Origin of the sequence: Nocardia huaxiensis (genome assembly GCF_013744875.1) — a bacterium.
GTDB classification, from domain to species: Bacteria; Actinomycetota; Actinomycetes; order Mycobacteriales; family Mycobacteriaceae; genus Nocardia; species Nocardia huaxiensis.
Genome location: NZ_CP059399.1, coordinates 5,057,677 through 5,082,829, shown reverse-complemented (window position 1 = coordinate 5,082,829; position 25,153 = coordinate 5,057,677). Strand labels below are relative to the sequence as shown.

At 68.0% G+C, this 25,153-nt stretch carries 24 protein-coding genes and 1 pseudogene; 16 read left to right on the top strand and 9 right to left on the bottom strand.

Features of this window, described 5'->3' with window-relative positions:
* Positions 1-42 precede the first annotated feature (42 nt).
* The 3 genes from H0264_RS22890 to H0264_RS22880 all read left to right on the top strand — a co-directional run bounded on the left by H0264_RS22890 (position 43) and on the right by H0264_RS22880 (position 3,285).
* Positions 43-1,260, top strand: coding sequence for a helix-turn-helix domain-containing protein (locus tag H0264_RS22890; protein WP_181579441.1), 1,218 nt, complete (start codon positions 43-45; stop codon positions 1,258-1,260).
* 100 nt (positions 1,261-1,360) lie between these two features.
* Positions 1,361-2,878: an aldehyde dehydrogenase gene (gene adh / locus H0264_RS22885; protein ID WP_181585759.1), complete on the top strand. Its 1,518-nt coding sequence runs from the start codon at positions 1,361-1,363 to the stop codon at positions 2,876-2,878.
* The gene (locus H0264_RS22880) at positions 2,878-3,285 is read left to right on the top strand and encodes a DUF779 domain-containing protein (RefSeq protein WP_181579440.1); all 408 of its coding nucleotides are present in this window, start codon (positions 2,878-2,880) and stop codon (positions 3,283-3,285) included. Before adh ends, H0264_RS22880 begins: the two co-directional genes overlap by 1 nt.
* Before the next feature lie 47 nt (positions 3,286-3,332).
* On the opposite strand, the gene H0264_RS22875 is transcribed toward H0264_RS22880, so the two are convergent.
* Together H0264_RS22875 and H0264_RS22870 are read right to left on the bottom strand one after the other, a co-directional pair.
* The gene (locus tag H0264_RS22875; protein WP_181579439.1) at positions 3,333-4,157 is read right to left on the bottom strand and encodes a class I SAM-dependent methyltransferase; all 825 of its coding nucleotides are present in this window, start codon (positions 4,155-4,157) and stop codon (positions 3,333-3,335) included.
* A gap of 53 nt (positions 4,158-4,210) precedes the next feature.
* Positions 4,211-4,963, bottom strand: coding sequence for an SDR family NAD(P)-dependent oxidoreductase (locus H0264_RS22870; protein ID WP_181579438.1), 753 nt, complete (start codon positions 4,961-4,963; stop codon positions 4,211-4,213).
* A 136-nt stretch (positions 4,964-5,099) separates the two neighbouring features.
* Here H0264_RS22870 and H0264_RS22865 point away from each other — a divergent pair, with 136 nt between their 5' ends.
* Positions 5,100-5,726 carry a VOC family protein gene (locus H0264_RS22865; RefSeq protein WP_181579437.1) on the top strand — a complete coding sequence of 209 codons (627 nt, stop codon included), beginning with the start codon at positions 5,100-5,102 and terminating at the stop codon, positions 5,724-5,726.
* Positions 5,727-5,956: 230 nt separating this feature from the next.
* A complete protein-coding gene (locus H0264_RS22860; protein WP_181579436.1) occupies positions 5,957-6,904 on the top strand; it encodes a glycosyltransferase in 948 nt (315 codons plus the stop codon).
* 63 nt (positions 6,905-6,967) lie between these two features.
* On the opposite strand, the gene H0264_RS22855 is transcribed toward H0264_RS22860, so the two are convergent.
* Positions 6,968-8,521, bottom strand: coding sequence for a succinic semialdehyde dehydrogenase (locus tag H0264_RS22855; RefSeq protein ID WP_181579435.1), 1,554 nt, complete (start codon positions 8,519-8,521; stop codon positions 6,968-6,970).
* 261 nt (positions 8,522-8,782) lie between these two features.
* On the opposite strand from H0264_RS22855, the gene H0264_RS22850 reads away from it, so the two are divergent.
* From H0264_RS22850 to H0264_RS22815, 8 genes and pseudogenes are all read left to right on the top strand, one after another.
* The gene (locus H0264_RS22850; protein WP_181579434.1) at positions 8,783-9,247 is read left to right on the top strand and encodes a hypothetical protein; all 465 of its coding nucleotides are present in this window, start codon (positions 8,783-8,785) and stop codon (positions 9,245-9,247) included.
* A gap of 191 nt (positions 9,248-9,438) precedes the next feature.
* Positions 9,439-11,769 (top strand): sensor histidine kinase, encoded by a 2,331-nt coding sequence (locus H0264_RS22845; protein ID WP_181579433.1) that lies wholly within the window; start codon positions 9,439-9,441, stop codon positions 11,767-11,769.
* Positions 11,770-11,961: 192 nt separating this feature from the next.
* The gene (locus tag H0264_RS22840) at positions 11,962-14,478 is read left to right on the top strand and encodes a sensor histidine kinase (RefSeq protein WP_181579432.1); all 2,517 of its coding nucleotides are present in this window, start codon (positions 11,962-11,964) and stop codon (positions 14,476-14,478) included.
* A complete protein-coding gene (locus H0264_RS22835) occupies positions 14,456-14,881 on the top strand; it encodes a roadblock/LC7 domain-containing protein (RefSeq protein ID WP_181579431.1) in 426 nt (141 codons plus the stop codon). Before H0264_RS22840 ends, H0264_RS22835 begins: the two co-directional genes overlap by 23 nt.
* Positions 14,878-15,255 carry a DUF742 domain-containing protein gene (locus H0264_RS22830; protein ID WP_181579430.1) on the top strand — a complete coding sequence of 126 codons (378 nt, stop codon included), beginning with the start codon at positions 14,878-14,880 and terminating at the stop codon, positions 15,253-15,255. Before H0264_RS22835 ends, H0264_RS22830 begins: the two co-directional genes overlap by 4 nt.
* Positions 15,236-15,826: a GTP-binding protein gene (locus H0264_RS22825; RefSeq protein ID WP_181579429.1), complete on the top strand. Its 591-nt coding sequence runs from the start codon at positions 15,236-15,238 to the stop codon at positions 15,824-15,826. Before H0264_RS22830 ends, H0264_RS22825 begins: the two co-directional genes overlap by 20 nt.
* A gap of 213 nt (positions 15,827-16,039) precedes the next feature.
* Positions 16,040-17,035, top strand: a pseudogene (locus H0264_RS22820) (RNA polymerase sigma factor); the annotation flags it as partial.
* A gap of 187 nt (positions 17,036-17,222) precedes the next feature.
* The gene (locus H0264_RS22815) at positions 17,223-17,693 is read left to right on the top strand and encodes a GNAT family N-acetyltransferase (protein ID WP_181579427.1); all 471 of its coding nucleotides are present in this window, start codon (positions 17,223-17,225) and stop codon (positions 17,691-17,693) included.
* A gap of 48 nt (positions 17,694-17,741) precedes the next feature.
* Here H0264_RS22815 and H0264_RS22810 read toward each other — a convergent pair whose 3' ends face one another.
* The 5 genes from H0264_RS22810 to mtnA form a co-directional block, all read right to left on the bottom strand.
* Positions 17,742-18,368: a DUF998 domain-containing protein gene (locus H0264_RS22810; protein ID WP_181579426.1), complete on the bottom strand. Its 627-nt coding sequence runs from the start codon at positions 18,366-18,368 to the stop codon at positions 17,742-17,744.
* 114 nt (positions 18,369-18,482) lie between these two features.
* Positions 18,483-19,337, bottom strand: coding sequence for a helix-turn-helix domain-containing protein (locus H0264_RS22805; protein ID WP_181579425.1), 855 nt, complete (start codon positions 19,335-19,337; stop codon positions 18,483-18,485).
* A gap of 64 nt (positions 19,338-19,401) precedes the next feature.
* Positions 19,402-20,085, bottom strand: coding sequence for an acireductone synthase (gene mtnC / locus H0264_RS22800; RefSeq protein ID WP_181579424.1), 684 nt, complete (start codon positions 20,083-20,085; stop codon positions 19,402-19,404).
* The gene (locus H0264_RS22795; protein WP_181579423.1) at positions 20,082-20,657 is read right to left on the bottom strand and encodes a 1,2-dihydroxy-3-keto-5-methylthiopentene dioxygenase; all 576 of its coding nucleotides are present in this window, start codon (positions 20,655-20,657) and stop codon (positions 20,082-20,084) included. Before H0264_RS22795 ends, mtnC begins: the two co-directional genes overlap by 4 nt.
* Before the next feature lie 17 nt (positions 20,658-20,674).
* Positions 20,675-22,429 carry an S-methyl-5-thioribose-1-phosphate isomerase gene (gene mtnA / locus H0264_RS22790; RefSeq protein WP_181579422.1) on the bottom strand — a complete coding sequence of 585 codons (1,755 nt, stop codon included), beginning with the start codon at positions 22,427-22,429 and terminating at the stop codon, positions 20,675-20,677.
* A gap of 132 nt (positions 22,430-22,561) precedes the next feature.
* Here mtnA and H0264_RS22785 point away from each other — a divergent pair, with 132 nt between their 5' ends.
* Positions 22,562-22,843, top strand: a complete 282-nt coding sequence (locus tag H0264_RS22785; RefSeq protein WP_181579421.1) for a hypothetical protein — start codon at positions 22,562-22,564, stop codon at positions 22,841-22,843.
* On the top strand, positions 22,840-23,253 hold the full coding sequence (locus H0264_RS22780; protein ID WP_181579420.1) for a hypothetical protein: 414 nt from the start codon (positions 22,840-22,842) through the stop codon (positions 23,251-23,253). Before H0264_RS22785 ends, H0264_RS22780 begins: the two co-directional genes overlap by 4 nt.
* Before the next feature lie 20 nt (positions 23,254-23,273).
* On the opposite strand, the gene H0264_RS22775 is transcribed toward H0264_RS22780, so the two are convergent.
* Positions 23,274-24,518, bottom strand: a complete 1,245-nt coding sequence (locus H0264_RS22775; RefSeq protein WP_181579419.1) for a KasA/KasB family beta-ketoacyl-ACP synthase — start codon at positions 24,516-24,518, stop codon at positions 23,274-23,276.
* Between the two features lie 39 nt (positions 24,519-24,557).
* Here H0264_RS22775 and H0264_RS22770 point away from each other — a divergent pair, with 39 nt between their 5' ends.
* On the top strand, positions 24,558-25,121 hold the full coding sequence (locus H0264_RS22770; RefSeq protein WP_181579418.1) for a TetR family transcriptional regulator: 564 nt from the start codon (positions 24,558-24,560) through the stop codon (positions 25,119-25,121).
* The last annotated feature ends 32 nt before the right edge of the window (positions 25,122-25,153 follow it).

Here is a 25,153-nt window from a genome sequence, read left to right as displayed (position 1 = left end):
TGGGGTATCGCAATGAGAGCCGCCTCGCGAGGAGTTTGCGCCATGACACATGTGCCCGCCCTCTCGCAGCAGCGTGCGGAGTTGGAAAAGGTGTGGGCGCGGTGGGCCGGCGGCTCGCCGCGACCGCTCGGGCCGGTTCCGGTGCTGCGCAATGAAGTCGTGGAATCCTGGGAGCGCTCGCTACGCACGGTGGACCCCACCCGGGCCGTCGCCCCGGCGACCGACCGCGAGGAATTGGGTGCGCGGTGGGCCGATTCGCCGCTGCGCACGCCAGTGACCGAACTGGCCGGGGAGTTGCGCGCCATCACCGAGGACGCCGGAATGATCGCCGTCGTCACCGATGAGACGGGAACCGTGCTGTTCAGTTGTGGCGATCGCGCGGTGCGCCGGCGGGCCGAACAGGTCAACCTCGCGCCCGGAGGTTGCTGGGACGAGCCGTATATGGGGACGAGCGGTGTCGCGCTCTCCCTGCATACCGGTCGCCCGGCCACGGTCTGGGCGGCCGAGCATCTGGTGGAGGCGCTGCACGGCTGGGTCTGCTACTGCGCGCCGATCCGCGCGGCCGACGGGCGGCAGCTGGGTGTGCTGGACCTGTCGACCTATTGGGATCGATCGCATCCACTCATCCTCACCACCGTGCGGGCACTGGTCACCGCCATCGAATCCCGTTTGCACGCACAGTATTCGCGTCCGGCCGCGCGCACCCGGCTCGAATGTCTCGGTCTGCCCAGGCTTTTCAAGCAGGGCAAGCAGGTGGCCATGCGGCCGCGGCAGCTCGAGATTCTCACGCTGCTGGCGCTGGAGCCCGAGGGCTTCACCCCCGAACGCCTGCACGAGGCCATCTACGGGGAGCGTTCGGTGTCGTCGAGCACGCTCAAAGCCGATGTGTCGCGGCTGCGCCGGGCCACCGACGGCCAGATCGCCGACCGCCGGTACATGCTCACCGAACCGATCGCCTGCGATGCCACCGAGCTGCTCGCGGCCCTCGAGGCCGGGGACATCACCACCGCCGTGCGCCTGTATCGCGGTCCGCTGCTGCCCGATTCCGATACCCCGGGCATCGTGCAGTGGCGCGAGCACCTCGATGTCTGCCTGCGCACCGCCGTGCTGGCCGACCACAATCCCGAGCACGCGCTACGTTTCGGACAACGCTGCCCGGACGATATCGAAATCCACGAGCACGCACTGCGTCTGCTGGCCCCCGGCGACAGCCGCCGCGGCCTGGCCACCGCCCGGCTGCACACCGCACTGCGCGGTTAGTGACTCGGCGACTTTTCACCAACCTCTCGCCAACCCGACGCCAACCTTCGCGGTTCATAGTGACGCCCATCACTGAGGATTCGTGATCAGGAGCCGCGCCATGATCTACGCCAAACCCGGCACCGATGGCAGTGTCGTCAGCTTCGCCCGCCGCTATGACAATTTCATCGGCGGTGACTGGAAAGCCCCGGTAGAAGGCAGATACTTCGACAATCCGTCGCCCGTCGACGGCGAAATCTTCTGCGAGGTGGCGCGTTCCGGCGCCGCCGACATCGACATGGCTCTGGAAGCCGCGCACGGCGCCGCCGACGCCTGGGGTGCCACGGCGGTGACCGAGCGTGCCAATATCCTCAACAAGATCGCCGACCGGATCGAGGCGAATCTGGAGAAGCTCGCCGTCGCCGAAACCTGGGAGAACGGCAAACCGGTGCGTGAAACCCTCGCCGCCGACCTACCGCTGGCCGTGGACCACTTCCGCTATTTCGCGGGAGCCATTCGCGCACAGGAGGGTTCGCTCTCCGAGATCGACGCCGACACCGTCGCCTACCACTTCCACGAACCGCTCGGCGTGGTCGGGCAGATCATTCCGTGGAACTTCCCGATCCTCATGGCCGCGTGGAAGCTCGCGCCCGCGCTGGCGGCGGGCAACTGTGTCGTCATCAAACCCGCCGAGCAGACCCCGGCCTCGCTGCTGCTGGTCGTCGAGCTCATCGCCGACCTGCTGCCGCCCGGAGTTCTCAACGTGGTCAACGGATTCGGCGTCGAGGCGGGCAAACCGCTCGCGTCGAGTCCGCGGGTGGCCAAGGTGGCGTTCACCGGCGAGACCACCACCGGCCGGCTCATCATGCAGTACGCCAGCGAGAACATCATTCCGGTGACACTCGAGCTGGGTGGCAAGTCGCCCAATATCTTCCTGCCCGATGTGGCCGCCGCCGACGACGATTTCCTCGACAAGGCCGTCGAAGGATTCGTCATGTTCGCCCTGAATCAGGGTGAAGTCTGCACCTGCCCGTCCCGTGCGCTCATCCACTCCTCGATCTACGACGAGTTCATGGCGCGCTGCATCGAACGCACCAAGGCCATCAAAGGCGGGAACCCCCTTGATGATTCGACCATGATCGGAGCGCAGGCCAGCAACGACCAATACGAGAAGATCCTGTCCTACATCGACATCGGCCGCAAAGAGGGAGCGAAGGTCCTCACCGGCGGCGAGATGCGCAAGGTGGAAGGCTTCCCCAACGGGTATTACATCGAGCCCACGATCTTCGAGGGCCGCAATGATATGAGGATCTTCCAGGAGGAGATCTTCGGCCCGGTGGTGGCGGTGACTCGCTTCGACAATGAGGTCGAAGCGATCACCATCGCCAATGACACCCTGTACGGTCTGGGCGCGGGCGTGTGGACCCGCGACGGCAGCACCGCGTACCGCCTGGGCCGCGCCATCAAGGCCGGCCGGGTGTGGACCAACTGCTTCCACGCCTATCCCGCACACGCCGCCTTCGGCGGCTACAAGAAGTCCGGCATCGGACGGGAAACCCACAAGATGATGCTGGACCACTACCAGCAGACCAAGAATCTGCTGGTCTCCTACTCACCGAAAAAGTTGGGCTTCTTCTGATGAAATCAGGGACCGTGTCCAGAGTGGGCATCACCGAGGCTGCTACCGAGGTGCTGCAAGGGCTCATCGCTCACCACGGCCCGGTGATGTTCCACCAATCCGGCGGCTGCTGTGATGGCAGCTCCCCCATGTGCTATCCGCTGGGCGAATTCCGGGTCGGCGCAGCCGATGTCATGCTCGGCCGCGTCTTCCCCGACACCTCGTTCTGGATGAGCGCCGACCAGTACGAGTACTGGCGGCACACCCATCTCACCGTCGACGTGGTCCCCGGGCGCGGCGGCGGATTCTCCCTCGAAGCTCCGGAAGGAGTCCGATTCATCATCCGGTCTCGGTTGTTCACCGATGCCGAAGCGGCGGCGTTGGAAGCGGCTCCCGCCCCGCCGCGCGGCGCGGACCTGACCGGATGAGGAGGTGGCGCGGCCGGTTTCTCCGGGCCGGCCGCGCCATCAGTCCTTCATATCGTGGTGGCGGGCTTGCGCCCGCTGCCCAGCCAGGCGGTGGTGGAGAGTTCCTCGCCGGGGCGATAGTTCTCCTCCAGATAGCGAATCATGATGTCCTCCTGGGCCTTCCAGGTGGCGGCAGCGGTGCGCCGGCGAGTCAGCTGCAGGGCGGCACTATGCCGTGTGATCCCCTCCCACAGCTCGGCCGCGCTGTCGTAGGCGACCGCGACGGACTGCGGCCGGACCCGTATCTCGGTGAATCCGGACGCCGCCAGCTCGCTTTCGAAGACCTCCGGATTCTCCAGGCTGTCCGGATTCGGCCGCGGCGCGGGGAAATCCGGGATTCCGGCCTGATACGCGCCGAAAAGCAGTGACATGAGCGGCGATTCCGCGATGGGCGCCCAGCTCGCGACCACGGCGATACCGCCGGGCCGCAGTACACGCCGCAACTCCGCGAACCCCCGCGCCCGATCGGGGAAGAACATCAGCCCGAACATCGAGAACCCCGCGTCGAAGGTGTCATCACCGTAGGGCAGCGCCTGCCCGTCCCCCACCACGGCGACGAGATCGGTCACCCCCTTCGCCTCGGCCCGCGCCCGGACCCGATCGATCATCGCCGCCGAGAAGTCGAGGGCCTGAACCTCCGTCCCCCGCTCGGCGGCCGCGAACGCCAGCAGCCCTGTCCCGGTCGCGACGTCCACGATCCGGGCGCCGGGCGCGGGATCCGCGATCTCGAGCGCCCGCAACGCGAACGGTTCCATCATCGGCGCGGCGAACTCGTCGTAACCGTCGGCCACATTGTCCCAAGCCCCCACGCCGGCAAGCGGATTCACAGACATCGAGCATCCTTTCGACCACCCCACCCTAGGCAGTCCGCGGGCGGCAGCGGGTGTCAGAGCGCCATTTTGCCGTTGTCGACGGTGTAGACGGCGCCGTGGACGGCCGAGGCGTCCGGCGAGCAGAGGAAGCTGATGACAGTGGCCACCTGGGCCGGGTCCATCAGGCCGCGGGCCGTGGCGGTCTTCATGATCAGGGTGTAGTCGGGGTCTTCCGGGAAGGTGAAGTTCTCCAGGAGCGGGGTGGTCATCCCGCCGGGGCAGACGGCGTTGATCCGAATGCCGCGGGCGTCGAATTCGAGGGCCATGGCGCGGGTCAGGCCGATGAGACCGTGTTTGGCGGCGCAGTATCCGGCGGAGTAGGCCTGACCTTCGAGACCGGCGATCGAGGCGACATTGACTATGCAGCCGCCGCGTTCGAGCAGCGAGGGCAGGGCGGCGCGGGAGAGGAAGAACGGTGCGCTCAGGTTGACCGCCAGGTCGTAGTGCCAGTCGGCGTCGGTGACCTCGGCGGTGTGGCGCATGGTGTGCGCACCGGCCGCATTCACCAGGATGTCGAGGCCGCCGAAGCGTTCCGTGCACGCCCGCACCACGTCGGCGCTCGCTGCCGGGTCGGCGAGATCTGCTGCCAGCCAGGCGGTTTCGCCACCCTCCAGCTCGGCGCTCAAACGCTCCCGGTCCCGTCCGACGCCGAATACCCGCGCTCCGCCGTCGATGAGCGAGCGCGCCACGGCCTGCCCCAGCCCGGAGGACGCACCCGTCACCACCGCGACCTTCCCCTCGAACCGCCCGGCTCCACTGCCCGTCATACCTGTCTCCCATCTTCTGAAACAGGTTCTAAAATAGCGCGGCTTAGGACTGCGGGTCCGGTACGTGGTCTTTCCGTGGCGGATTCCGTGGTCGGCACGGATGTCGCAGGTAACGGCGAAATTTAACGTTATAGCCATGACAAACACCAGCACCGCCACCGCGATCACCGTCAACCTCGAGACCGCCGATCCGACAGCCACCGCCGCCGCGTACGACGCCGCCTTCGGGCTCGGCGAGGCGCTGACCTTCGGGCCCGTGCAGGCTGCGTCGGAGGGCTTCCGCGGCTTCATGATGTCGCTGGTCGTCGATCAGCCCGGCACCGCCGACAACCTCATCGCCTCCGCCCTGCGAAACGGATTCAGCGTTCTCGACCCCGCCAAGAAGAGCTTCTGGGGCTACGGCGGCATCATTCAGGGTCCGGACGGGACCATCTGGAAGATCACCACCTCGCAGAAGAAGGACACCGGCCCGTCCTCCCGCAAGGTCGACAGCGTCGTGCTGCTGCTCGGCGTCGAGGATGTCAAGGCGAGCAAGCGGTACTACGTCGAGCGCGGCCTGACCGTCTCGAAGAGCTTCGGCGGCAAGTACGCCGAGTTCGACCTCACCGGCTCTCCCGTCAAGCTGGCCCTGTACCCCCGCAAGGCCGCCGCGAAGGACGCCGGGGTCTCCCCCGCCGGCTCCGGCTCCCACGGCATCACGATGCACGGCACCATCGGCACCTTCACCGACCCCGACGGCTTCGCCTGGCAGGCCGACGCCTGAACGCCGAAACCCCTTGGCCCACCGCAGCGCTCCGGCCGGACAACGTCGTCCACCGCCACCCCCGGACACCGTCGTCCACCCATCGCGCCGCACGCCACGAAGCACTCCCGGATTGGACGACCGATCACCAGGACCGAGGGCGGAACCCTCTCGCACAATGCCGCCATCCGGTCCTGCTGATCGGGATATCGTGACTCCAGCCAGGGGATCGACGATGGGGGTTTGCCACTATGTCTCAACCAGAGTTCAGCATTCTGACGGTAGTCGAAGGACCCGAACCCAGACTGGCCGATCTGATCGAATCGGTCCGGGAGCAGGGCTTCGACGCGTGGGAGTTGATCGTCGCCGATGCATCCGGCGAGGCGCAGGTCATCGCGGACAAGTACGGCGACGAGCGAATTGTCGTGTCGCGCACGGACAGTCACGGATTCGGCGCCGGGATCAATCACGCCGCCGCACAGGCGAGGGGGCAGATCTACACGGTCGTGCGCCCCCACCACAAGCTCATGCCGACGTTCTGCGCACGCACGCATCAAGTGCTGCAGGAACATTCCGACACCGACGTGGTAGCGGTCGACGCCGCCGGATTCACCGACGACGGCGCACTCGGATCGACCACCTTCCGCCGCGACGGCGGCATCACCGAGGAGCCCGGCATCGGCCACCGCATCACCCTCGCCGAATACGTGGCGGGGTCGGTGCTCTACTACACCGCCGCTATTCGGGCAGCCGCCTGGCAATCCGGCGGCGGCTACGAGAACGACCTGCCGACCGTCGAGGGCCTGATGCTGTTCGCGCGAATGCTCGCGCAGGGCAGCGTCGTTCGCCTGATTCCCGAACCACTCGCGGGCTATCGCATCCCCGAAGAGCCCGGCACCCATCGGATCTACCAGGACAGCGTGCAGGTGGCCTTCACCCGGATCGCCGAGCTCACCGACGATCCGGCCACGCGGGAGACGGCCCTGCGCAAACGCGGCGACATCCGCTTCCATCAAGCCATGGACCGCGCCCGTTCCGCCCTGGCGTCCTCCGATACCACAAGCGCACGCGCACAGGTCCGGATCGCCCTGGGGGAACGCTTCGCGCTCAAGCCCGCGGCAATCTACGCGGCACTCACCGTCGCGCCGGGTGCGCTGCGCCTCGCACAATCGGCGAAGACTCGGCTGCGCACCGGATAGCCCCGGAATGCGGGAGCCGCCCCGGACCGTGCGGACCGGAGCGGCTCGAGGGATTGCGCGGCCTCAGCGGCCCGGCAGGAACCGGATCGCGCGCGCGATGCCCATCAGGAACGGCTGCCACTTGTCGTTCGGGAAGAAGGCCGGGGCATCCAGGTTCAAGAACCGGGTGACCACGATGGACTGCGGTTCGGTGAACTTCAGCAGGCCGTCGGGACCGTGCCGGCGGCCGACACCCGAAATACCCATGCCGCCCATGGGAGCGCCGGTGGTGCCCCACGCCGGGGCGTAGCCCTCGTCGACATTGACGGTGCCGGCGTGCAAACGCTCGGCGATCTGCTCGCCCTCGGATTTGCTTCCCGCCCAGACGCTCGCGTTCAGGCCGTATTCGGTGTCATTGGCGCGCGTGATGGCCTCTTCGACCCCGTCCACGGGGTAGATGGAGACCAGCGGCCCGAAGGTTTCGTTGCGCCCGCACTCCATGGCGTCGGTGACCTCGGAGAGCACGGTCGGTTCGTAGAAGAGCGGGCCGAGATCCGGGCGCGCATTGCCACCCGCGAGCACCTTCGCGCCCTTCGATACGGCGTCGGCCACATGCTTGGTGACGGTCTCGAGCTGGGATTCGGAGATGAGGCTGCCGATATCGTTCGAGAAGTCGTAGGAGGCACCGAGTTTCGCGGCCTTCACATTAGCCACGAACTTCTCGGTGAACGCATCGGCCACGCTCCGATCGACATACAACCGCTCGATGGAGATGCACAGCTGCCCGGCATTCGAGAAGCACGCGCGCACAGCCGCTTTGGCGGCCTTGTCGAGATTGGCGTCCTTGGTGACGATCATCGGATTCTTGCCGCCCAGTTCCGCCGAGAAGCCGATGAGGCGACGCCCGCACTGTTCGGCCAGCGTGCGCCCGGTCGCGGAGGACCCGGTGAACATCAGGTAGTCGCACGAGTCGACGATGGCGGTGCCCACCACCGTGCCGGGACCGGTGACGACGGCGAACAGGTCCCGGGGCAGCCCGGCCCGCGCGAACAGTTCGGCATTGGCCAGCGAGGAGTACGGCGTCTGACTGTCCGGCTTGACCACCACGGCATTACCGGCGAGCAACGCCGGAATCGAGTCACCGACCGACAGCAGCATCGGGTAGTTCCACGGCGCGATGACGCCCACGATCCCCTTGGGCACCGCCCGCACCGAAGCCCGGTTCAGCACCGGGAACGCCCCGGTCGCACTGTGCGGCGCCAGCAGCTGCGGCGCGACCCGGGAGAAATACCGGGCCGCGAAGATCAGCCCCATGATCTCTTCCTGCGCCGCCCACCGCGCCTTGCCGGTCTCGGCCTGCACGATGTCCATGAGGTATTCGCGGTTCTCCACCACCAGCGCCCGGTAGCGCTCGAGCACCGCGGCCCGCTCCTTCACCGGCCGTGCGGCCCATTCCGCCTGTGCGGCACGGCCTCTGGCGACGGCGGCCGCGACATCGTCGGCGGTGCCGACGGGCACCGTGCCCAGCGTGCTGCCGGTGAACACCTCGGTGATCGCGCGGTTGTCACGATCGTCGGTCGTGTCCACCGCCGCGAACGTCCGCAGACGGTCGAATACCGCGGCTGCCGGTACCGGCATCGTCGCCTCCTACTTACAAGTTACTTCCGGGTACGGACAAATCTACCCTCCGGGCGGGGGGTACATGGGCGTCTGCACGATCCCGGCCGGTCGAGCCGGGTTTCCGGCCGGAAATGTCGGTCCGGCACGGCAATCCGGCACGCCCGATATGCCGGATTGCAAAAATGACCTGTAACCAGCGGGTTCCGGGCTACGAACAACACCCCAGCAGTACCACCGAATAGCCAACGATGAGTGCACGGTTCGGAAGGGATTGTTCGAATGCTCAGCTTCACCCAGCGCGCCGCGGGAGTTGCCGCCGCGTCCGCGCTTGCCGCCGTTCCGCTCGCGGGGACGGCATCGGCCGAGGAATCGGCTGCGCTGTACTTCCGCGCGGGCGGAATCAATTGCTCGATCGCGCCCACCGGGGATGTCGGGTGCGACCTGGCCTCGCCCGCGTCCATGACCATCAAGTTCGCCGAGGCCGACGTACCGATTCCCTTCCAGGTGAGTCAGGTCGTCATCGACTCGGCTTCGATGCCGGCGCATCCGGCGTTCTCCCCCGGCGCGTATACCCGGGCGGGCGGTAACCCGAGCATCGACGAGGTGGCCACGGACAGCGACGTGTGGGGGCCCAAGGTCGAGTTCGCGGGCGCGCGCTGCGGGGTCTGGTTCCACGACAGCTTCTTCTGTTCCAGCAAGGGTCATTCGTTCGGCTGGTACGTCTCGGCCATCTCCGCGAGTTGATCCGGACGCGGGATCCCGTGCCTGTACGAGGGGTGCGGGTACGGGATCCCGCGTGAAGTTCCGAAAACCGTTGCCGGACCGAATGGTCCGCTATTCCCTGGCTTACACGGACCGGCGCGGATCGTCAATCCTGGTCCTGGTCAAAGGGACTCGTGGCCAGGATCACCTCCCCGAATGGCTACGTTGTGGCAATGCGCATGCCGAACCTCGGTGTCCGGACCCGTATCCTGGCGATAGCGCTCGTCCCCAGCCTGGCCCTGGTGGTCGTCGGCGTGGGCGCGACGGGCGGACTGGTGGACCAGTCGAACGAGGCCCGCGCCTGGGCCGACGAGCTGCGGGCGGGGATCTCCCCGACCCGGGAGCTGGTCGAAGCCATTCAGGCCGAACGGCGAATCACCCTGTGGCGCAATGCCGGAGCCGATCCGGATATCCGGGATCTGGCGGCGGCGCGGCTGCGGCTGGACAACGCCTTCCTGCAGATCGCACCCAATCAGTCGCGGCTGTCGAGCATGGGGCCCGAATCGATGGGCGACAGCACCGCGGCGTTCCAGGCGCTCGGCAAGCAGCTCACCACGATTCGCGCCGGTGTCGACGCCGGGACGGTGCCGGTGGCCGAGGCGTACCAGTTCTACAGTCGCATGCCGGAATTGGTGATGTCGGGTATTCGCATCGCCCAGCAGACCGCACCCGATGCCGCCACCGCCGCCGAACTCTCCGAATCCGCCGAGGTGCTGCAGAGTCTGGAGGCCATGAGCCGGGCCACCGCCCTGGGTGCGGCGCTGGCGCAGGACGAGGAGCTGAGTCCGGAGCTCGGCACCGAATTCGTGCGACTGGTCGGGTACTACCGGATGCGCATCGAGCAGTTCGTCGCCGACCCGGATCCCGATCAGGCGGCCGCGACGCAGGCGCTGGTCTCCGGTGCGGCCTGGCAGCGGCTGGGCGCCATGGAAACCGCACTGTCGCAACGTGCGCTGCCCCGCGAGGACACCGGGACGCCGGTCCGGCGCGTGGCTCTTCCGCTGACCAACACCGAATGGCAGTCCGCGGCAGCGGAAGTCGACAAGGCGCTGGCCGATCTGTGGGAGGCGCAGAGTTCCCAGGCCCAGAGCCTGGCCTCCGACGCCGCGTCCGGCACCACACGCAATTCGTTGCTCGCGGGTGCGGGAATTCTCGCGGTCGCGGTGGGCGCGATCGTGGTGGCGATGGTGCTGGCGAATCGCATCATCCGGCGGCTGCGCCGCTTGCGGGATCGCACCCTCGCGCTGGCCGATGAGCAGCTGCCCGAGACCATGCGCAGGCTGGCGACCGGCGAAGCCGTCGACGCGGAGGCCACCGACCCGCAGCTGGATTTCGGCGGCGATGAGATCGGCCAGGTGGCACAGGCTTTCGGCCATGCGCACGCGGCGGCCGTGTCCGCCGCGGTGACCGAGGCCCGCACCCGCGAGGGCGTGAAGGCGGTCTTCCGCAATATCGCGCACCGCAGCCAGGTGGTGATGCACCGGCAGCTCGAGCTGCTCGACGAGGCCGAGTCCACGCAGGAGGATCCGACCCTGCTCGACACCTTCTTCCGGCTCGACCACCTCGCCACCCGGGAGCGCCGCAATGCCGAGAACCTGATCATTCTCGCGGGCGGGCAGCCGGGCCGGCAGTGGCGAAATCCGGTGCCGGTCATGGAATTGGTGCGCAGCGCGGTCGGCGAGACCCTGGATTATCAGCGGGTCCGCACCTCGCGCCTGCCCGAGGCGTTCGTGCTCGGCGCGGCCGTCGGCGACCTCATCCACCTGCTGGCCGAACTGGTCGACAACGCCACGTCGTTCTCGCCGCCGCAGGCGTTCGTGGAGATCTCCGGTCGCACCGTCGCTCGCGGCCTCGCCCTGGAGATCAGCGATCAGGGCATGGGCATTCCCGAACCCGAATTGGCGGCCGCCAATGCGCGCCTGGCCGCCCCGGTGGATTTCGGCGTCACCGCCCTGTCCACCGATTCCCGGCTCGGCCTGTTCGTGGTGTCGCAACTCGCGGCGCGCCACGGCATTTCGGTGCGCCTGTCCGAGTCCGACTACGGCGGCATTCGCGCGATCGTGCTGGTGCCGGCCGCGCTCATCAGCACCGAGATGTCCGGCCGCGAGCAGGTCCCCGACCCACGCCGGCCGCTCACGACCCACCGGCCGCACGCCCTGCCTGCCGCACCGGATCCCGGACGCGGTTCGAGGGAGATGGACGCAACTCCCGCCCCGCCGGAGCCCGTGCGGCCGGACACTTCTCGCGGTGGCGAGCATCGGCCGACACTCCCGCGCCGCCGCCGCCAATCCAGCCTCGCACCGGAACTGGCGAAAGATCCGCTATCCGCCGAGACACCGGCCCCAACCCGTCCGGAACGCACCGCCGAGCAGGCGCGAGATCTCATGTCCGCCATCGAGAACGGCACCCGGCAGGGCCGTCGCGCCGATCCCGGCAACCCGCCGCACGACGGGCAGTCCGACGCCGAGAACGGCGCACGGCACCGGCGGCGCGACACCGAGTGACGAATCATCCCGGCCCGCTGCGGGTTCGGTGCGAACCTGGACAGCGAGCGTCCGGGCCGCCCACGGCGCGCACACGAATCCGGCACCGCGAAACCATCATTCCGATGCACGCATGGCTCTGACAGTCAATCTTGGTTCCGCTCAACGGGATATCCGCAACGTATGTGACATATGTCCCGATACGTTGTGCCGATGTTCACAGCGAGACTCGGTGTCCGCACCCGCGTTCTCGCCATCGCACTCGTTCCGAGCCTGGCGCTGCTCGTGATCGGTGTGGGTGGCGCGGGATACCTTGTGGTCGAAGGCCGCAACGCACGCGACTGGGCGGTAGCGCTGCGCGACTTCACACCGCTGACCAAGGAGCTGGTGGGCTCGGTCCAGCAGGAGCGGCAGCTGACGCTGGCCCAGCTGGGCGGCGAGGCCCCGAATCCGAAAGGCGTGGCGCAGGCTCGGTTACGGCTCGATGCCGCGCTGCGGGCGTTCGCGCCCACCACCGCCACCATGGAGGATCTGGGTCCGGAGGGCGTGAAGGGCGATGTGGGCGGATTCAATACGCTCATCGCCCAACTGGCCGCGGTGCGCACGCAGGTCGACGCGCACGCGCTGACGCTGTCGGACACCTACACCTTCTACAGCCACCTGCTCGATGTCATCTCCATCGGCACGCAGGCCGTGCAGACCACCGCGCCCTCGGCGGAGGTGGCCGTGGAGACCGGCGAGACCCTCACCATCGTCGGCGCGTCCGAAATGCTGTCCCGCAGCACCTCCTTGGCGAGCATCCTGGCCAATGACGGCACCCTGCCCCCGGAGCTGGCCGCGGAGTTCTCGCGGCTGGTCGGCGGCTATCGGGTCAGCATCGAGGGCATGGCCACCACCGACGAGCAGGAGCGGGTGGCGGCGGCCCAGGCCATCACCGCCATGCCGTCGTGGGGGCGGCTGGCGTTCATGGAGAACTCCTTCATCGCGCGCGCCCTGGACCCGATCACCGCCGTCAAGCCGAAGACCGAACCGGACCCGCTGCCGTTCACCGTCGAAGAGTGGCAGGCAGCCGCCAATGAAGTGAACACGGCGCTGCTGGAGCTGTGGGACAGCCAGAGCCAGCACGCCCAGGGCCTGGCCGTCGACGCGGCCGAAACCGATGCCCGCAATTCCGCCCTCGCCGGGTCCGCGCTGTTCGCGGTGGCGGTGCTCGCCTTCCTGGTGGCGCTGGTGCTGGCGAACCGGATCATCCGCCGCCTCAAGCGACTACGCGACCAGACCTTCGCCCTCGCGGACGAGCGGCTGCCCGAGATCATGCGCAAGCTGCGCGAGGGCGAGCAGGTGGATCCGCAGACCGAGACGCCGCCACTGGATTTCGGCGGCGACGAGATCGGTCAGGTGGCGCAGGCGTTCAGTCACGCGCACGCGGCGGCGGTCGCGGCGGCCATCACCGAATCCCGCACCCGCGAGGGCGTGAAGTCGGTGTTCCTCAATATCGCCCACCGCAGCCAGGTCGTGGTGCACCGGCAGCTGGAGGTGCTCGACGAGGCCGAATCCAAGCAGGAGGATCCGGCGCTGCTCGAATTGTTCTTCCGCCTGGACCATCTGGCCACCCGCGAACGCCGCAATGCCGAGAACCTGATCATTCTCGCGGGCGGCCAGCCCGGCCGGCAGTGGCGCAATCCCGTCCAGCTGGTCGAGGTGGTGCGCAGTGGCGTGGGTGAGGCCCTGGACTACACGCGCGTGAAAATCGCGCGGCTGCCCGAGGTTTCGGTGGCCGGCACCGCGGTGGCCGACCTCGTGCACCTGATCGCCGAGCTGGTCGACAATGCCGCGCACTTCTCGCCGCCGCAGTCGCAGGTGTCGGTGCGCGGCAATGTGGTCGGCAAGGGGGTGGCGGTCGAGATCATCGATCAGGGCATGGGCATTCCAGAGCCGGAGATCGCCCGCATCAACGACATGCTGCGCAATCCACCGGACTTCGGTGTCACCACCCTGTCGGAGGATTCCCGGCTGGGCATGTTCGTGGTCGCCCAGCTGGCGGTGCGCAACGGAATCTCGGTGCGGCTCACCGAATCCGATTACGGCGGCGTGCGCGCCATTGTGCTGGTGCCGTCGGGGCTCACCGTGCCCGCGGGCCGCACCGGCGAAATCCCGGCCGTGCCGCGCCAACTCGACGCCACCACGACCGGAACCCACGCTCTGGCCGCCACGGGCGCACACGCGCTGCCCGCAGCCGGGAACAGCATCGCGCTTCCCGCCGCCCGGCACAGTGCGCCCGACGAACCCGCGCCCGCCGCGCCGGCGCCGCCCGCCGCGCACCCCGATCACCGATTCCCGCAGCAGATGTCCTTCGACACCCCCGCACCGTTCGATCCGCCGACCAATCCGAATTCGTGGCGCGACCGCCCGCAGCCGCAGATACCACGGGAAAACGGTTTCCGCTCTTCCGAATTCGGTGGTTCGCATTACACTGGCTCCGACGGTCGGCCCGCGCTCCCGCGCAGGCGCCGGCAGGCAAGTCTCGCACCGGAATTGGCGCAGGAGAAGGCGACCCAGGAGGCGCCGCCCGAGCCTACCCGCACGGCCGAGCAGGCCCGAGACCTCATGTCCGCGATCGCGAACGGAACCAGGCAGGGCCGGCAGGCCGATCCGAGTGCGAACGCGCCGACGTCCAATGGAATTCAGGACAGACAGGAAGGCGACGGTGACCATCTCAAACGCTGGTGATCTCAACTGGCTTCTCGACGATCTGGTCGATCGGCTCGCGGGTGTGCGGCACGCGGTGGTGCACTCCACCGACGGGCTGCTGCTGGGCCGTTCCTCCTCGATGAGCCGTGAGGACGCCGAGCACTTCGGCGCCATGTCCTCCACGCTCTACGGGCTGGCGCGCAGCGCGGGAACGCGTTTCGACGGCGGTGGCGTACGCCAGGCGGTCATCGAACTCGACCGGGCGGTGCTCTTCGTGACCGCCGCGGGCAGTCACGCCTGCCTGGCGCTGCAGGCCACCGAGCAGGCCAACCTAGGCATGGTCGCGTACGAAATGAACCTCACGGTCCAGCGTGTCGGCACCTATCTGTCCACCTCCCCGCGCCAGCCGCTGGCCGGACAGGTCAACCCCCGGCTGTCATGACGCCGCGGCCGGGCGAACAGTGGTTCGACGACGCTGCCGGTCCCCTCGTGCGCCCCTATGCGAGGACCGGCGGCCGAACCATGGGGGCGGGGCACGATCTCGACATGCTCACCGTGGTGGTGGTGCCGAATATGGCGCCGCCGCTGCGCCGGGTCGAACCGGAGTACACCGATATCGTGCGGTTGTGCCGGCTGCCCCTGTCGGTGGCCGAGGTGTCGGCCGCGCTGCGGCTGCCACTGGCGGTGACCAAGATTCTCGTCGGCGACCTGATCGCCGACGGCCTACTCAAATTCCGCGCTCCGGCCATGCCCGAGAACGGATCCGACGACCTCAACATTCTGCGAGCTGTACTCGATGGCATCCGAAAACTTTGACTCATCCCGGCCCCTGGCCGCCTCGGTGAAGATTCTCATCGCGGGCGGCTTCGGGGTCGGCAAAACCACCATGGTCTCCGCGATCAGCGAGATCACCCCGCTGCGCACCGAAGAACTGATCACCGAATTGTCCACCGGCGTGGACGATCTCAGTGGCGTCGAGGGCAAGACCACCACCACGGTGGCCCTCGACTTCGGCCGCATCACCATCGACCAGAACCTGGTCCTCTACCTGTTCGGCACCCCCGGGCAGGACCGCTTCTGGTTCCTGTGGGACGAACTGGCGCGCGGCGCGCTGGGCGCGGTGGTCCTGGCCGACACCCGTCGCCTCGAAGGCTCCTTCGCCGCAATCGATTTCTTCGAACGCCGTGGTGTGGCTTTCACGGTGGCGGTGAACTGCTTCGAGGGCGCACCCCTCTACACCCCGGTGGAGGTCCGCGACGCCCTCGACCTCGACGAGCACATCCCGGTGCTGCTCTGTGACGCCCGCGACCGCGGCTCCTGCAAGAACGTCCTCATGACGCTGGTCGAGTACCTCATCGACCGCGCCGCCACCCGCGTCACCAGTTGACCTGTCCGCCCGAAGAATTCGGCGGTCCTCACGGGGCCTTGACCATGCCGCAGCCGGCCAAGTCCGGATCATCGCGGGGACCGCCGTCGGGGCTGATCGTCGATACCCGGCGTGTGTGCGGCCGGACAGCGGCGCAGGCCCAGTACGCTGGACAGTGGCCTCGGTGATTGCCGAGCCGTTCGAGGCCTCTCTGCGGTCCTGCTTCTCGGAATCGCGATGCCACCCGAATTTCTCGGAGAGGCGAATGTGGCACCCACTCCAGGCAAGACCGACAATGCGGGCGGCGCTACCGGCGGGGACTCGATTCGCGCCTATCTGAAGCAGATCGGCCGGGTGCCGCTGCTGTCGGCGGACCAGGAGGTCGAGCTGGCGGTGCGGATCGAGGTCGGACTGTACGCGGCGGAAAAGCTGCGAACCGAATCCGAGGCGCCCTCCGGTCTCGGCACGGCATACCGGCGAGACCTGACCCTCATCGCCCGCGACGGCACCCGAGCCAAAGATCATCTGCTCGAGGCGAATCTGCGCCTGGTGGTGTCCATCGCCAAACGCTATACCGGGCGCGGCATGGCCTTCCTCGACCTGATCCAGGAAGGCAACCTCGGCCTGGTGCGTGCGGTCGAAAAATTCGACTACCAAAAGGGATTCAAGTTCTCGACCTATGCCACCTGGTGGATTCGGCAGGCCATCTCACGTGCCATGGCCGACCAGTCCCGCACCATCCGCATACCGGTCCACATGGTGGAGATCATCAACAAGCTCGGCCGGGTACAGCGCGAACTGTTCCAGCAACTCGACCGTGAGGCCACACCCGAAGAGCTTGCCGCGCAACTCGGAATCACACCCGCGAAGGTCCTGGAGATTCGGCAGATCGCACGAGAACCGATCTCGCTGGACCAGACGGTCGGCGAGGAAGGCACCACCCAGCTCGGCGACTTCATCGAAGATTCCGAGGCGGTCACCGCGATCGACGCGGTGTCCTTCCTCTTTCTGCAAGAACAGCTGCACGCCGTACTCGGCACCCTCAGCGAACGAGAAGCCGGCGTCATGCGCCTGCGCTACGGCTTGGACGACGGCCGGCCGCGAACCCTCGACGACATCGGCAGGGTCTACGGCGTGACCCGGGAACGGATCCGGCAGATCGAATCGAAGACGATGTCCAAACTGCGCCATCCCTCCCGCTCACAACTGCTGCAGGACTACCTCGAATAGCCGGCGAACCTTCTCTCGTCCGCCCGGCGCAGCACAATGCGGTCGATCACTTCCGGAGTGTTCTCTTCCGATCGTCCCGTGGGATTCAGGCCGGACGACTCTGTCCCCGAATCGCGAACCCACCGAGGATGGAGTCAGGCCCGGCGTACGTGGCCACCACCGCTCACCGTCCACCACGAAAGCCGCGATGAACAATTCAACCGAGCCCGGATCGGACGTAACGCTGCGCAGGGTTACCGCGGAGACCGTCTACGAGGTGTGCAAACTCAGCGAATCCCTGCCTGTCGAGCAACGGAAGTTGGTGGTCGACAACGGCATATCCATGGCCCAGGCCCACTTCACCGACGCGGCCTGGTTTCGCGGCGTCTACTGCGGCGAGCAGCCTGTCGGATTCCTCATGCTCGATCTCGCCATGGACTCCGACCAACCCGGCGTTTCCCTGTGGCGCTTCATGATCGCCGGCCCGCACCAGGGCAAGGGCGTTGGCCGGCGAGCGATCGACATCCTCGTCACGCAGCTGAAAGCTCGTGGCACGACCGCGCTCTACGTCAGCTACCGGCGCGGCCCGGCCAGTGCGGAAGGCTTCTACCGATCCCTGGGCTTCCAGCCCACCGGCCGCACGATCGACGGTGAAGCCGAAGCGATCCTGAGCTGGTGAGCATGACCGCCCATCGATGAGCATCCGATCCGTCGGCCAACCATCCGGCTATGCGACAGGCGTGCGTGGGATCGAGCCGCGCATCAGGCGCAACGCCAGCAGCGCGACCCAGAGTCCGCCGGCGAAGATCCCGATCCGTTCGATGAGCCCGGCGGGTCCCCCGTCCCACAGTTTCGCGGTGAGGGCGAAGGCGACGTAGGACGTGGCGACCAACAGTCCGGTAGCCCTCGAATACCGGGACCAGCTGCGGTTCCCGAGTCCTGCCAGCAGGAAGCAGGCCGCGGTCAGCGACGCGAACTGAACCAGGCCCAGGAGGCTGTGCACGGCGCCGTGAACGGTCAGTTCCTCCGACGCTCCCGCCGGGTAGCCCAGCGACGGGTCGGGCAGGATGGGCCCGATGGCGAGGAAGGTGAGGCCATAGCTGCCGAGCAGGATGGGGCCCCACGTGGATTCGCGTCCGGACCGAAGCAGCGGCCTGATCCCCATGGTGAAGGCGAGCAGGAGCGTTCCGGTGACGATGTAGTTGGCTATCTGCATCCACCCGCCGGGTCCCAATTCGAGGTTGCTGTCGGGAACTACCCAGGGGTCGTAGTCAGGCCGTATCGCCCCGAGGACGAGAACGACAGTGATGTTGAGCAGCGGAGCAATGATGCCGCAGGCCAACAGTATTCGCACTGTCGCTGACTGCGTTCGGGTGCTTCGCGCAGTGGTATCCGGGCCGAGGGTGTCGGTCACGACACGTGTCCTCTCGTCGATCGGGGTGGGCGACCACCACTATCGACCTATCGGTCACGCCGGAGATTGGAAAAATGTTCCCCAGGCCCGGTATCGATCCCGGGCGATGGCCGGCAGGTCGCCGGTGTGCAGCGCACCCGGTGTGCGATCGGCGAAGATCGCCACGTCCCGGCACAGGTGGGCTTGATCGGTGTACCCGCACACCGCGGCGACATCGGCGGCGGGCCGGCCCGCCAGCAAACCGTCGACCGCGCACCGGAATCGGACCAGCATCGCCGCCCGCTTGGGGGTCAGGCCGATCTGGGATTCGAACCGCGCCCAGAGCCGTTTGCGGCTCCATCCGAGAGATTCGGCGAGCTCGGAGACCTTCGCCTGGCCACCGGAGGCGAGTATGCGACGCCAGGCGGCGACCACCTCGGGATCGGGTGTGCGTGCCGGCCTGTCGCACTGCGCCAGAACCGATTTCGTCAGGGCGAACCGTTCCTCCCAGTTCCCGGCGTCCGCGAGCCGCTCCCGCAGTCGCCGGGCCTGCGATCCCCACAGCTGCTCCAGTGGGACAACGCCATGGCCCAGATCGTTGGCGGCAACGCCCAGCAGGGAGTACGCCTGGATCGGCGACAGGCGAACCTCGACGCACTCCGCGTGGCGGGCGCGAATGCGCATGGCCGACATGGGAAGTCCCACGACGAACCCGCCCAGGGCCTGCCGGCCACCGGCATCGTCGACAATCAGTTCGCGTCCCCCGAACTCGATCACCACCGCGACCGCCGCCGTCGCGGCCACCCGCAGGTCCAGCCCGGCGCCACGCACATCCCGGTATCCGATGACGGCGGCGCCCGACGGCGCGACCGCACGCGGGCCCGCGAAATCCCATCCCGCACCGGGCTCGCCGATATCCACAACTCCCACCGGTCCAGGCTACGAAAGCTGAACCGCCGGCGCAGCGGTCACCCGGGCGGCCCGGTCACCGCTGTCAGGGGAGGTCGAGGTCTCCGAAATCGCTGATGTAGCGGTGGGGTTCGCGGGGTGGGTTGGGCTCGCCGGGGCGGGAGACGCCGATGGCGGACCAGCCGGCGGCCACGGCGGCATCCAGTTCGTCCGGGTGATCCGAGAGGAAGAGAATGTGCTCGGGCGCGACGCCGATGGCCCCGGCGATCTTCTCGTACGACGAGGCCTCGCGCTTGGGCCCGGCCGTGGAGAGGTCGAAGTGGCCGCTGATGAGCGGGGAAAGATCTCCGCCGCGGGCGAATTCGAACCAGTCCTTCTGATTGCGGACCGAACCCGACGAGTAGATGTAGAGCTCATGCCCCGAGGCACGCCAGGCCCGCAGGGCGGGCGCGACGTCCTCGAAGAACTCACCGAACAGCGACCCGTTGCGGAAGCCCTCGGCGCAGATGATGCCCTGGGCCGCCTTCAGGGGTTCGGATTTCACATCGGTGTTGAGCCAGTCGATGAGGATCCGCGCCACCTCGGCCGCGTCCGCGTCGGGGCGGTCGGCCTGGATGCGGGTGGCGGCGAGGATGGGATCGGCTGCGCCGCCCTGGTTTTCGGCCAGCCAGCCGGGCAGGCGGGTGCGGGTGTAGCCGTAGAGTTCCTCGCGGACCGAGCTCGTCGGGCTGGTGGTTCCCTCGATGTCGAGGACGATGGTGGTGATCATGCGCCCACGAGTTCATCGAGGGTGGGGAAGCCGCCCGAGATCTTGTCGCCGGTGAAGTCGCCGATCCAGCCGTCTTCCTCTTCGAAGAAGCGGACGGCCACGAATTCGGGGCGGGTGCCCATGTCGAACCAGTGCAGGGTGCCGGCCGGGACGGAGACGAGATCGCCCGCGGTGCAGACGGTTGCGAGCACCTCGTCGCCCAGGTGCAGGTAGAAGCAGCCCTGGCCGGCGGCGAAGAAGCGGACCTCGTCCTCGGCGTGGCGGTGCTCGTCGAGGAACTTGGTGCGCGCGGCGGTGGCCTTGGCGGGCCACTCCGGGTCGGATTCGTCGGGGTGGATGCGGGCCACGTCGATGAACTTGTAGCGGCCGTCGGCATTGAGTGCATCGATGCGCGAGGCGTATTCGGCGAGCAGGTCCTCGGTGGAGGTGGCGCCGGTGAGGTTCTCCAGCAGCGGCCAGCGCTCGAAGGTGATGCCGCGCTTGGCCAGTTCGGCGGCGATGACGGCGTCGTCCTCGGTGCGCAGGGTGACGTCGGCGGCGTCCTTGTCGGACATGATCTGCAGCAGTGTCATTGTCGTTCTCCTCGGAACTACTTCTCGCGCACCGGAATTTCGCGGTGCCCGGTCAAGTTTGCCAATTCGCACATGGCTTCGAGACATTCGGCGCGATCGCGCGCCTGCGCCAAGCTCGCGCCCCAGGCGGTGATGCCGTGGCCCGCGATGAAGAGCACGGGTGGGGCGTCGGGGTGCTCGGTCAGGTACTTCTCGATGTCCTCACCGATGCGCGGCACGTCGGCGTGGTTCGGGAAGATCGGAATGTCGATGGCGTCCGGGCGAATTCCGCCCAGGCCCTTGATGAGTTCGTAGCCCGAGAAACGCACGGTCTGCGTGTCGGCACCGGCCGCATCGATGGAAACCGTTGTCGCGTGGGGTGGATGGACGTGCACCACGGCGGCATTGTCGCGGGTGCGGTACACGGCGGTGTGGATGGTGGTTTCCGCCGAGGGCCGCTTGCCGTTCTCGTCGATCGGGGTCGAATCGGCGACGCGCACGGTCACCATATCGGTGTCGGTGAGCTCGCCCTTGGACAGCCCGCTGGCGGTGATGACGGCCGAATCGTCCTGCCGCACCGAGATATTGCCCGCGGTGCCCGGCATCCAGCCCTTGGCGTAGAGGTCGCGCGCAATGGCCGCGATCTCGCCGCCCGCCTGCCGCGTGTCGACCGGAACATCGGTCAGCACAATGGCTTTCACGGCAGCGGGAGCGACGGCGCGACCCGCGCCCTGCGCTTGGGCCGGAGGCTGCCGATACACCCGATGCGTGGCGGCATCGGCTGCCGTGCGCGCCTCCCCCGGCGCTTCCAGCACCCCGAATTCGGTGACCACCGCGGTCACCAGCTCCGGCGGCGTGACATCGAAGGCGGGATTGAAGGTCGCGGTGCCCTCGGGAGCCGTTCGCACCCCACCGAATCCGGTGACCTCGGCACTGGCGCGCTGCTCGACCACGATGTCGCGACCGGTGGCGGTGGAGATGTCGCGTGTGGATTCCGGCGCGACCACGATGAACGGAATCCCGTGATACCGCGCCGCCAGCGCCAGCATGTAGGTGCCGATCTTGTTCGCGACCGACCCGTCCGCGGTGATGCGGTCCGCGCCCACGATCACCGCGTCCACCTCTTCGGTGGCCATGGCCCACGCCGCCGCCGAATCGATGGTGAGCCGATGCGGAATCCCCGCCTCGGCCATCTCCCACGCGGTCAGCCGCGCCCCCTGCAAGAGCGGCCGCGTCTCGTCCACGATGACCTCGGCCAGCGCACCGCGCTCGTGCAGCACCCGCAGCGCGCCGATGGCGGTGCCGACCGCGGTGGTCGCGAGCCGCCCGGTATTGCAGTGCGTGAGCAGCCGCAAAGGCCGGTCCCCGCACAGCTTCTGGATCAGATCGGCGGCATGCGTGGCGGCGGCCAGATTGACCCGGCCGTCCTCGGCCAGCATTTCGAGCGCTTCGTCGAGCATGGCCTGCGTGCCCTCGGCCAGCCGGTTCAGCGTGCGCCGCACACCCCAGGCCAGATTCACCGCGGTCGGGCGGGCATCGGCGATGCGCGCCGCCTCGGCCCGCACCTGCTCGGTGTCCACGACCCCGTCGACGGTGGCGGCCAGCGCCGCGATCACCACACCGAACGCGCCCGACACGCCGATGGCCGGCGCGCCGCGAATGGCCAGGCTCTGGATGGCGTCGATGACCTGATCGACCGTCGTGATCCGCAGCTCTCGCAGCTCATGCGGCAGCAGCCGCTGGTCGATGGTGACGAGTGCACCGTCGTCCCACGCGATCGAACTTTCATCCATCTACGTCGTATCCTCTGGCTGGCTGGAGGTGCGGTCCGCGATTGCGGGCGCACGCCCACCGTATCGAACCCGGATCGCCGCGTGACCGGCAGGTTTGAGATCTCCGGAATCCGAATCCGTTATCATTCCGATATGGCGAGAGAACGTCGCACCCGCAAGATCACCGTGTCGGTGCCGGAGGAGATCGCCGCGACCCTGGACGACTGGCGCAGCAAGGGCCGGATCGAGTCCATCTCCTCGTTCGTCGTCGAATCGGTGAAGGCTCGCGTGGATCGGGCCGAATCCCTGGCAAGGATCGAGCAGGTCTTCGGCGGGCGGCCGCCCCTGGATCTGATCAATCGGGCTCGGGCCGTGCAGGGCCTGCCCCCGTTATCGGAGGAGGACACGCCCGGCGACCACGCCGGCGCGGCATGACCGCCCCCGGCGGCACCCTCGGCGGCGTCGTCTTCGATACGGCCGCCTTGACGGCGTGGGCGCATCGCGTCGCCTACGTCCAGTCGGTGGTGTGGGCGACCGCCGACGCCGGGCACACCATCATCATTCCGGCCACCGCGCTGGCGGCGGCGCGGGCGTTGATCGCGCCGGGGCGGCTCGACATTCTCTCGGTGCTGCTGGACCTGCCGAATACGGTCATCCAGCCGCTGGATCGACCGGCGAGTGATCATCTCGGCGCGGCATTGGCCGATCGGCCGGACGCGGATGCGCTGATTCCCGCCGGGCACGCCACCATCGAGGCGGTGAGCCGGGACTGGCCGTGCCTCACCGACCGGCCCGAGACCCTGCGCAAGCTCGATCCCCGGGTGCAGACCGATATCTTGCCGTAAGGCGCTGGGCGCGAACGGATTCAGGCTTTGCCCAGGGTGAGGGACACATTGTGGCCGCCGAAGCCGAACGAGTTGCTGATCGCGTAGTCCAGGATCTGATGCCGCGGCTTGTCGGCGACCACGTCGAGGGTGACGTCGGCGTCCGGATTCTCGAAATTCAGTGTGGGCGGGACGATCTGCTCGCTCAGCGTGCGCAGCGTGAGGATCGCCTCGAGCGCGCCGACCGCTCCGATGGAATGGCCGAGGGCGGATTTCGGTGCGTAGACCGAGGCTTCGGGGCTGACGGCCATGATCGCGCGGGCCTCGGAGGCGTCACCGATCGGGGTGCCGGCGGCGTGTGCGTTCACATGCGCGATGTCGGTGGCCGACAAGCCCGCTGCCGCAATGGCTTTGCGCATGGCGCGGGCCGCGCCGCCGCCGTCGGGTGCGGTGCCGGTGATGTGGTACCCGTCGGAGGTGATGCCCGCACCGAGTACCCGGCCGTGCACGGTCGCCCCCCGCGCGCGGGCATGCGCCTCGGATTCGAGGACGAGCAGGGCGCCCGCCTCACCGAAGACGAAGCCATCGCGGTCCCGGTCGAAAGGCCGTGCGGCGCGCTGTGGTTCGTCATTGCGCGTGCTCGTGGCCCGCATCATGGCGAAGCTGGCGATCGGCACCGCGTCGATATGGCCTTCGACCCCGCCGCACACCACCACATCGGCTTCACCGGTGGCGATCAGCCGCCACGCGTGCGCGATGGCTTCCGAACCCGAGGCGCAGGCCGAAACCGGCGCGTACACACCGCCTTTCGCACCCAGCTCCAAGCCGACGGTGGCGGCCGGACCATTGGGCATGACCATGGGCACCGTCATGGGCGGCACCTTGCGGTAGCCCCCGGCCCGCATGACATCCACCGCGTGCACCAGCGCCTCACCGCCGCCGAGCCCGGTGCCCACCGCGACCGCCAGCCGCTCCGGATCGACCTCGGGCGCGCCCGCCTCCTGCCACACCTGCCGGGCCAGCACCACCGCCAGCTGCTGCACGAACGACATCCGCCGCTGCTCGATCCGGGTCAGCTGCTCCCCCGGCGCGGCCGTCAACCGGCCGCCGATGCGCACCGGCAGGTCGTATTCGGCCACGAAATCGTCTGTCAGCGCGGCGATTCCACTGTCTCCGGCCAGCAGCCGAGTCCAGGTCGTATCCAGGTCCGCGCCCAGGCAGGTGGTGGCCGCCATCCCCGTCACGACGACACCGCCCCGAGTTTCTGTACCAGTCGTTACACCCATGAGAACATGGATACCTGTAGCAACCGCTACAGTCAACCTGTGCCCCGACCTGTCGACCATGCCCGCCGCGCCGAACTACTGGCCGGTGTCATCACCTATATCGCCGAGCACGGCCTGGCAGAGCTTTCGCTGCGGCCACTGGCGGAGTACCTCGGCACGAGCTCGCGCATGCTGATCCATTACTTCGGAACGAAGGAGCAGATGCTCATCTCGGCGCTGGAAACACAGCGGCCCGATATTCCCGCACTGTTCGGTGATGTCGACGATGCGCAGACCCTGCGAATCCGCCTCGAGCAATCCTTCGCCCTCAACACCACTACCGGCGGTCCGACCAGTCTGCGTGTGCTGCTTCAGGTTCTGGCCGCCGCGACAGTTCCCGGCAGCCCATTCCACGACTACGCCGTGTCGGCCGTCAAGGCCGTGGTCACCGCCCTGTCGGAGGCCCTGGCACGCATCGACCCCGGCATCGAGGACCCGGAGGCCGCCGCCACCGTGCTCACCTCCGGCATGCGCGGCCTGATCCAGGACTGGTGGGTCACCGGCGACACCGATCGGGTCGAGCGCGCCGTGCGGATGCTGGCGAAGCAGGCTACGGGGGAATAGTGGGGTGCCCGGCCTGAGCGCACACTTTCGAC

Coding starts and splice junctions, on each gene's coding strand:
- H0264_RS22890 (WP_181579441.1), top strand. CDS start 43: ATGACACATGTGCCCGCCCTCTCGCAGCAGCGTGCGGAGTTGGAAAAG.
- adh (WP_181585759.1), top strand. CDS start 1,361: ATGATCTACGCCAAACCCGGCACCGATGGCAGTGTCGTCAGCTTCGCC.
- H0264_RS22880 (WP_181579440.1), top strand. CDS start 2,878: ATGAAATCAGGGACCGTGTCCAGAGTGGGCATCACCGAGGCTGCTACC.
- H0264_RS22875 (WP_181579439.1), bottom strand. CDS start 4,157: ATGTCTGTGAATCCGCTTGCCGGCGTGGGGGCTTGGGACAATGTGGCC.
- H0264_RS22870 (WP_181579438.1), bottom strand. CDS start 4,963: ATGACGGGCAGTGGAGCCGGGCGGTTCGAGGGGAAGGTCGCGGTGGTG.
- H0264_RS22865 (WP_181579437.1), top strand. CDS start 5,100: ATGACAAACACCAGCACCGCCACCGCGATCACCGTCAACCTCGAGACC.
- H0264_RS22860 (WP_181579436.1), top strand. CDS start 5,957: ATGTCTCAACCAGAGTTCAGCATTCTGACGGTAGTCGAAGGACCCGAA.
- H0264_RS22855 (WP_181579435.1), bottom strand. CDS start 8,521: ATGCCGGTACCGGCAGCCGCGGTATTCGACCGTCTGCGGACGTTCGCG.
- H0264_RS22850 (WP_181579434.1), top strand. CDS start 8,783: ATGCTCAGCTTCACCCAGCGCGCCGCGGGAGTTGCCGCCGCGTCCGCG.
- H0264_RS22845 (WP_181579433.1), top strand. CDS start 9,439: ATGCGCATGCCGAACCTCGGTGTCCGGACCCGTATCCTGGCGATAGCG.
- H0264_RS22840 (WP_181579432.1), top strand. CDS start 11,962: ATGTTCACAGCGAGACTCGGTGTCCGCACCCGCGTTCTCGCCATCGCA.
- H0264_RS22830 (WP_181579430.1), top strand. CDS start 14,878: ATGACGCCGCGGCCGGGCGAACAGTGGTTCGACGACGCTGCCGGTCCC.
- H0264_RS22825 (WP_181579429.1), top strand. CDS start 15,236: ATGGCATCCGAAAACTTTGACTCATCCCGGCCCCTGGCCGCCTCGGTG.
- H0264_RS22815 (WP_181579427.1), top strand. CDS start 17,223: ATGAACAATTCAACCGAGCCCGGATCGGACGTAACGCTGCGCAGGGTT.
- mtnC (WP_181579424.1), bottom strand. CDS start 20,085: ATGATCACCACCATCGTCCTCGACATCGAGGGAACCACCAGCCCGACG.
- H0264_RS22795 (WP_181579423.1), bottom strand. CDS start 20,657: ATGACACTGCTGCAGATCATGTCCGACAAGGACGCCGCCGACGTCACC.
- mtnA (WP_181579422.1), bottom strand. CDS start 22,429: ATGGATGAAAGTTCGATCGCGTGGGACGACGGTGCACTCGTCACCATC.
- H0264_RS22785 (WP_181579421.1), top strand. CDS start 22,562: ATGGCGAGAGAACGTCGCACCCGCAAGATCACCGTGTCGGTGCCGGAG.
- H0264_RS22780 (WP_181579420.1), top strand. CDS start 22,840: ATGACCGCCCCCGGCGGCACCCTCGGCGGCGTCGTCTTCGATACGGCC.
- H0264_RS22775 (WP_181579419.1), bottom strand. CDS start 24,518: ATGGGTGTAACGACTGGTACAGAAACTCGGGGCGGTGTCGTCGTGACG.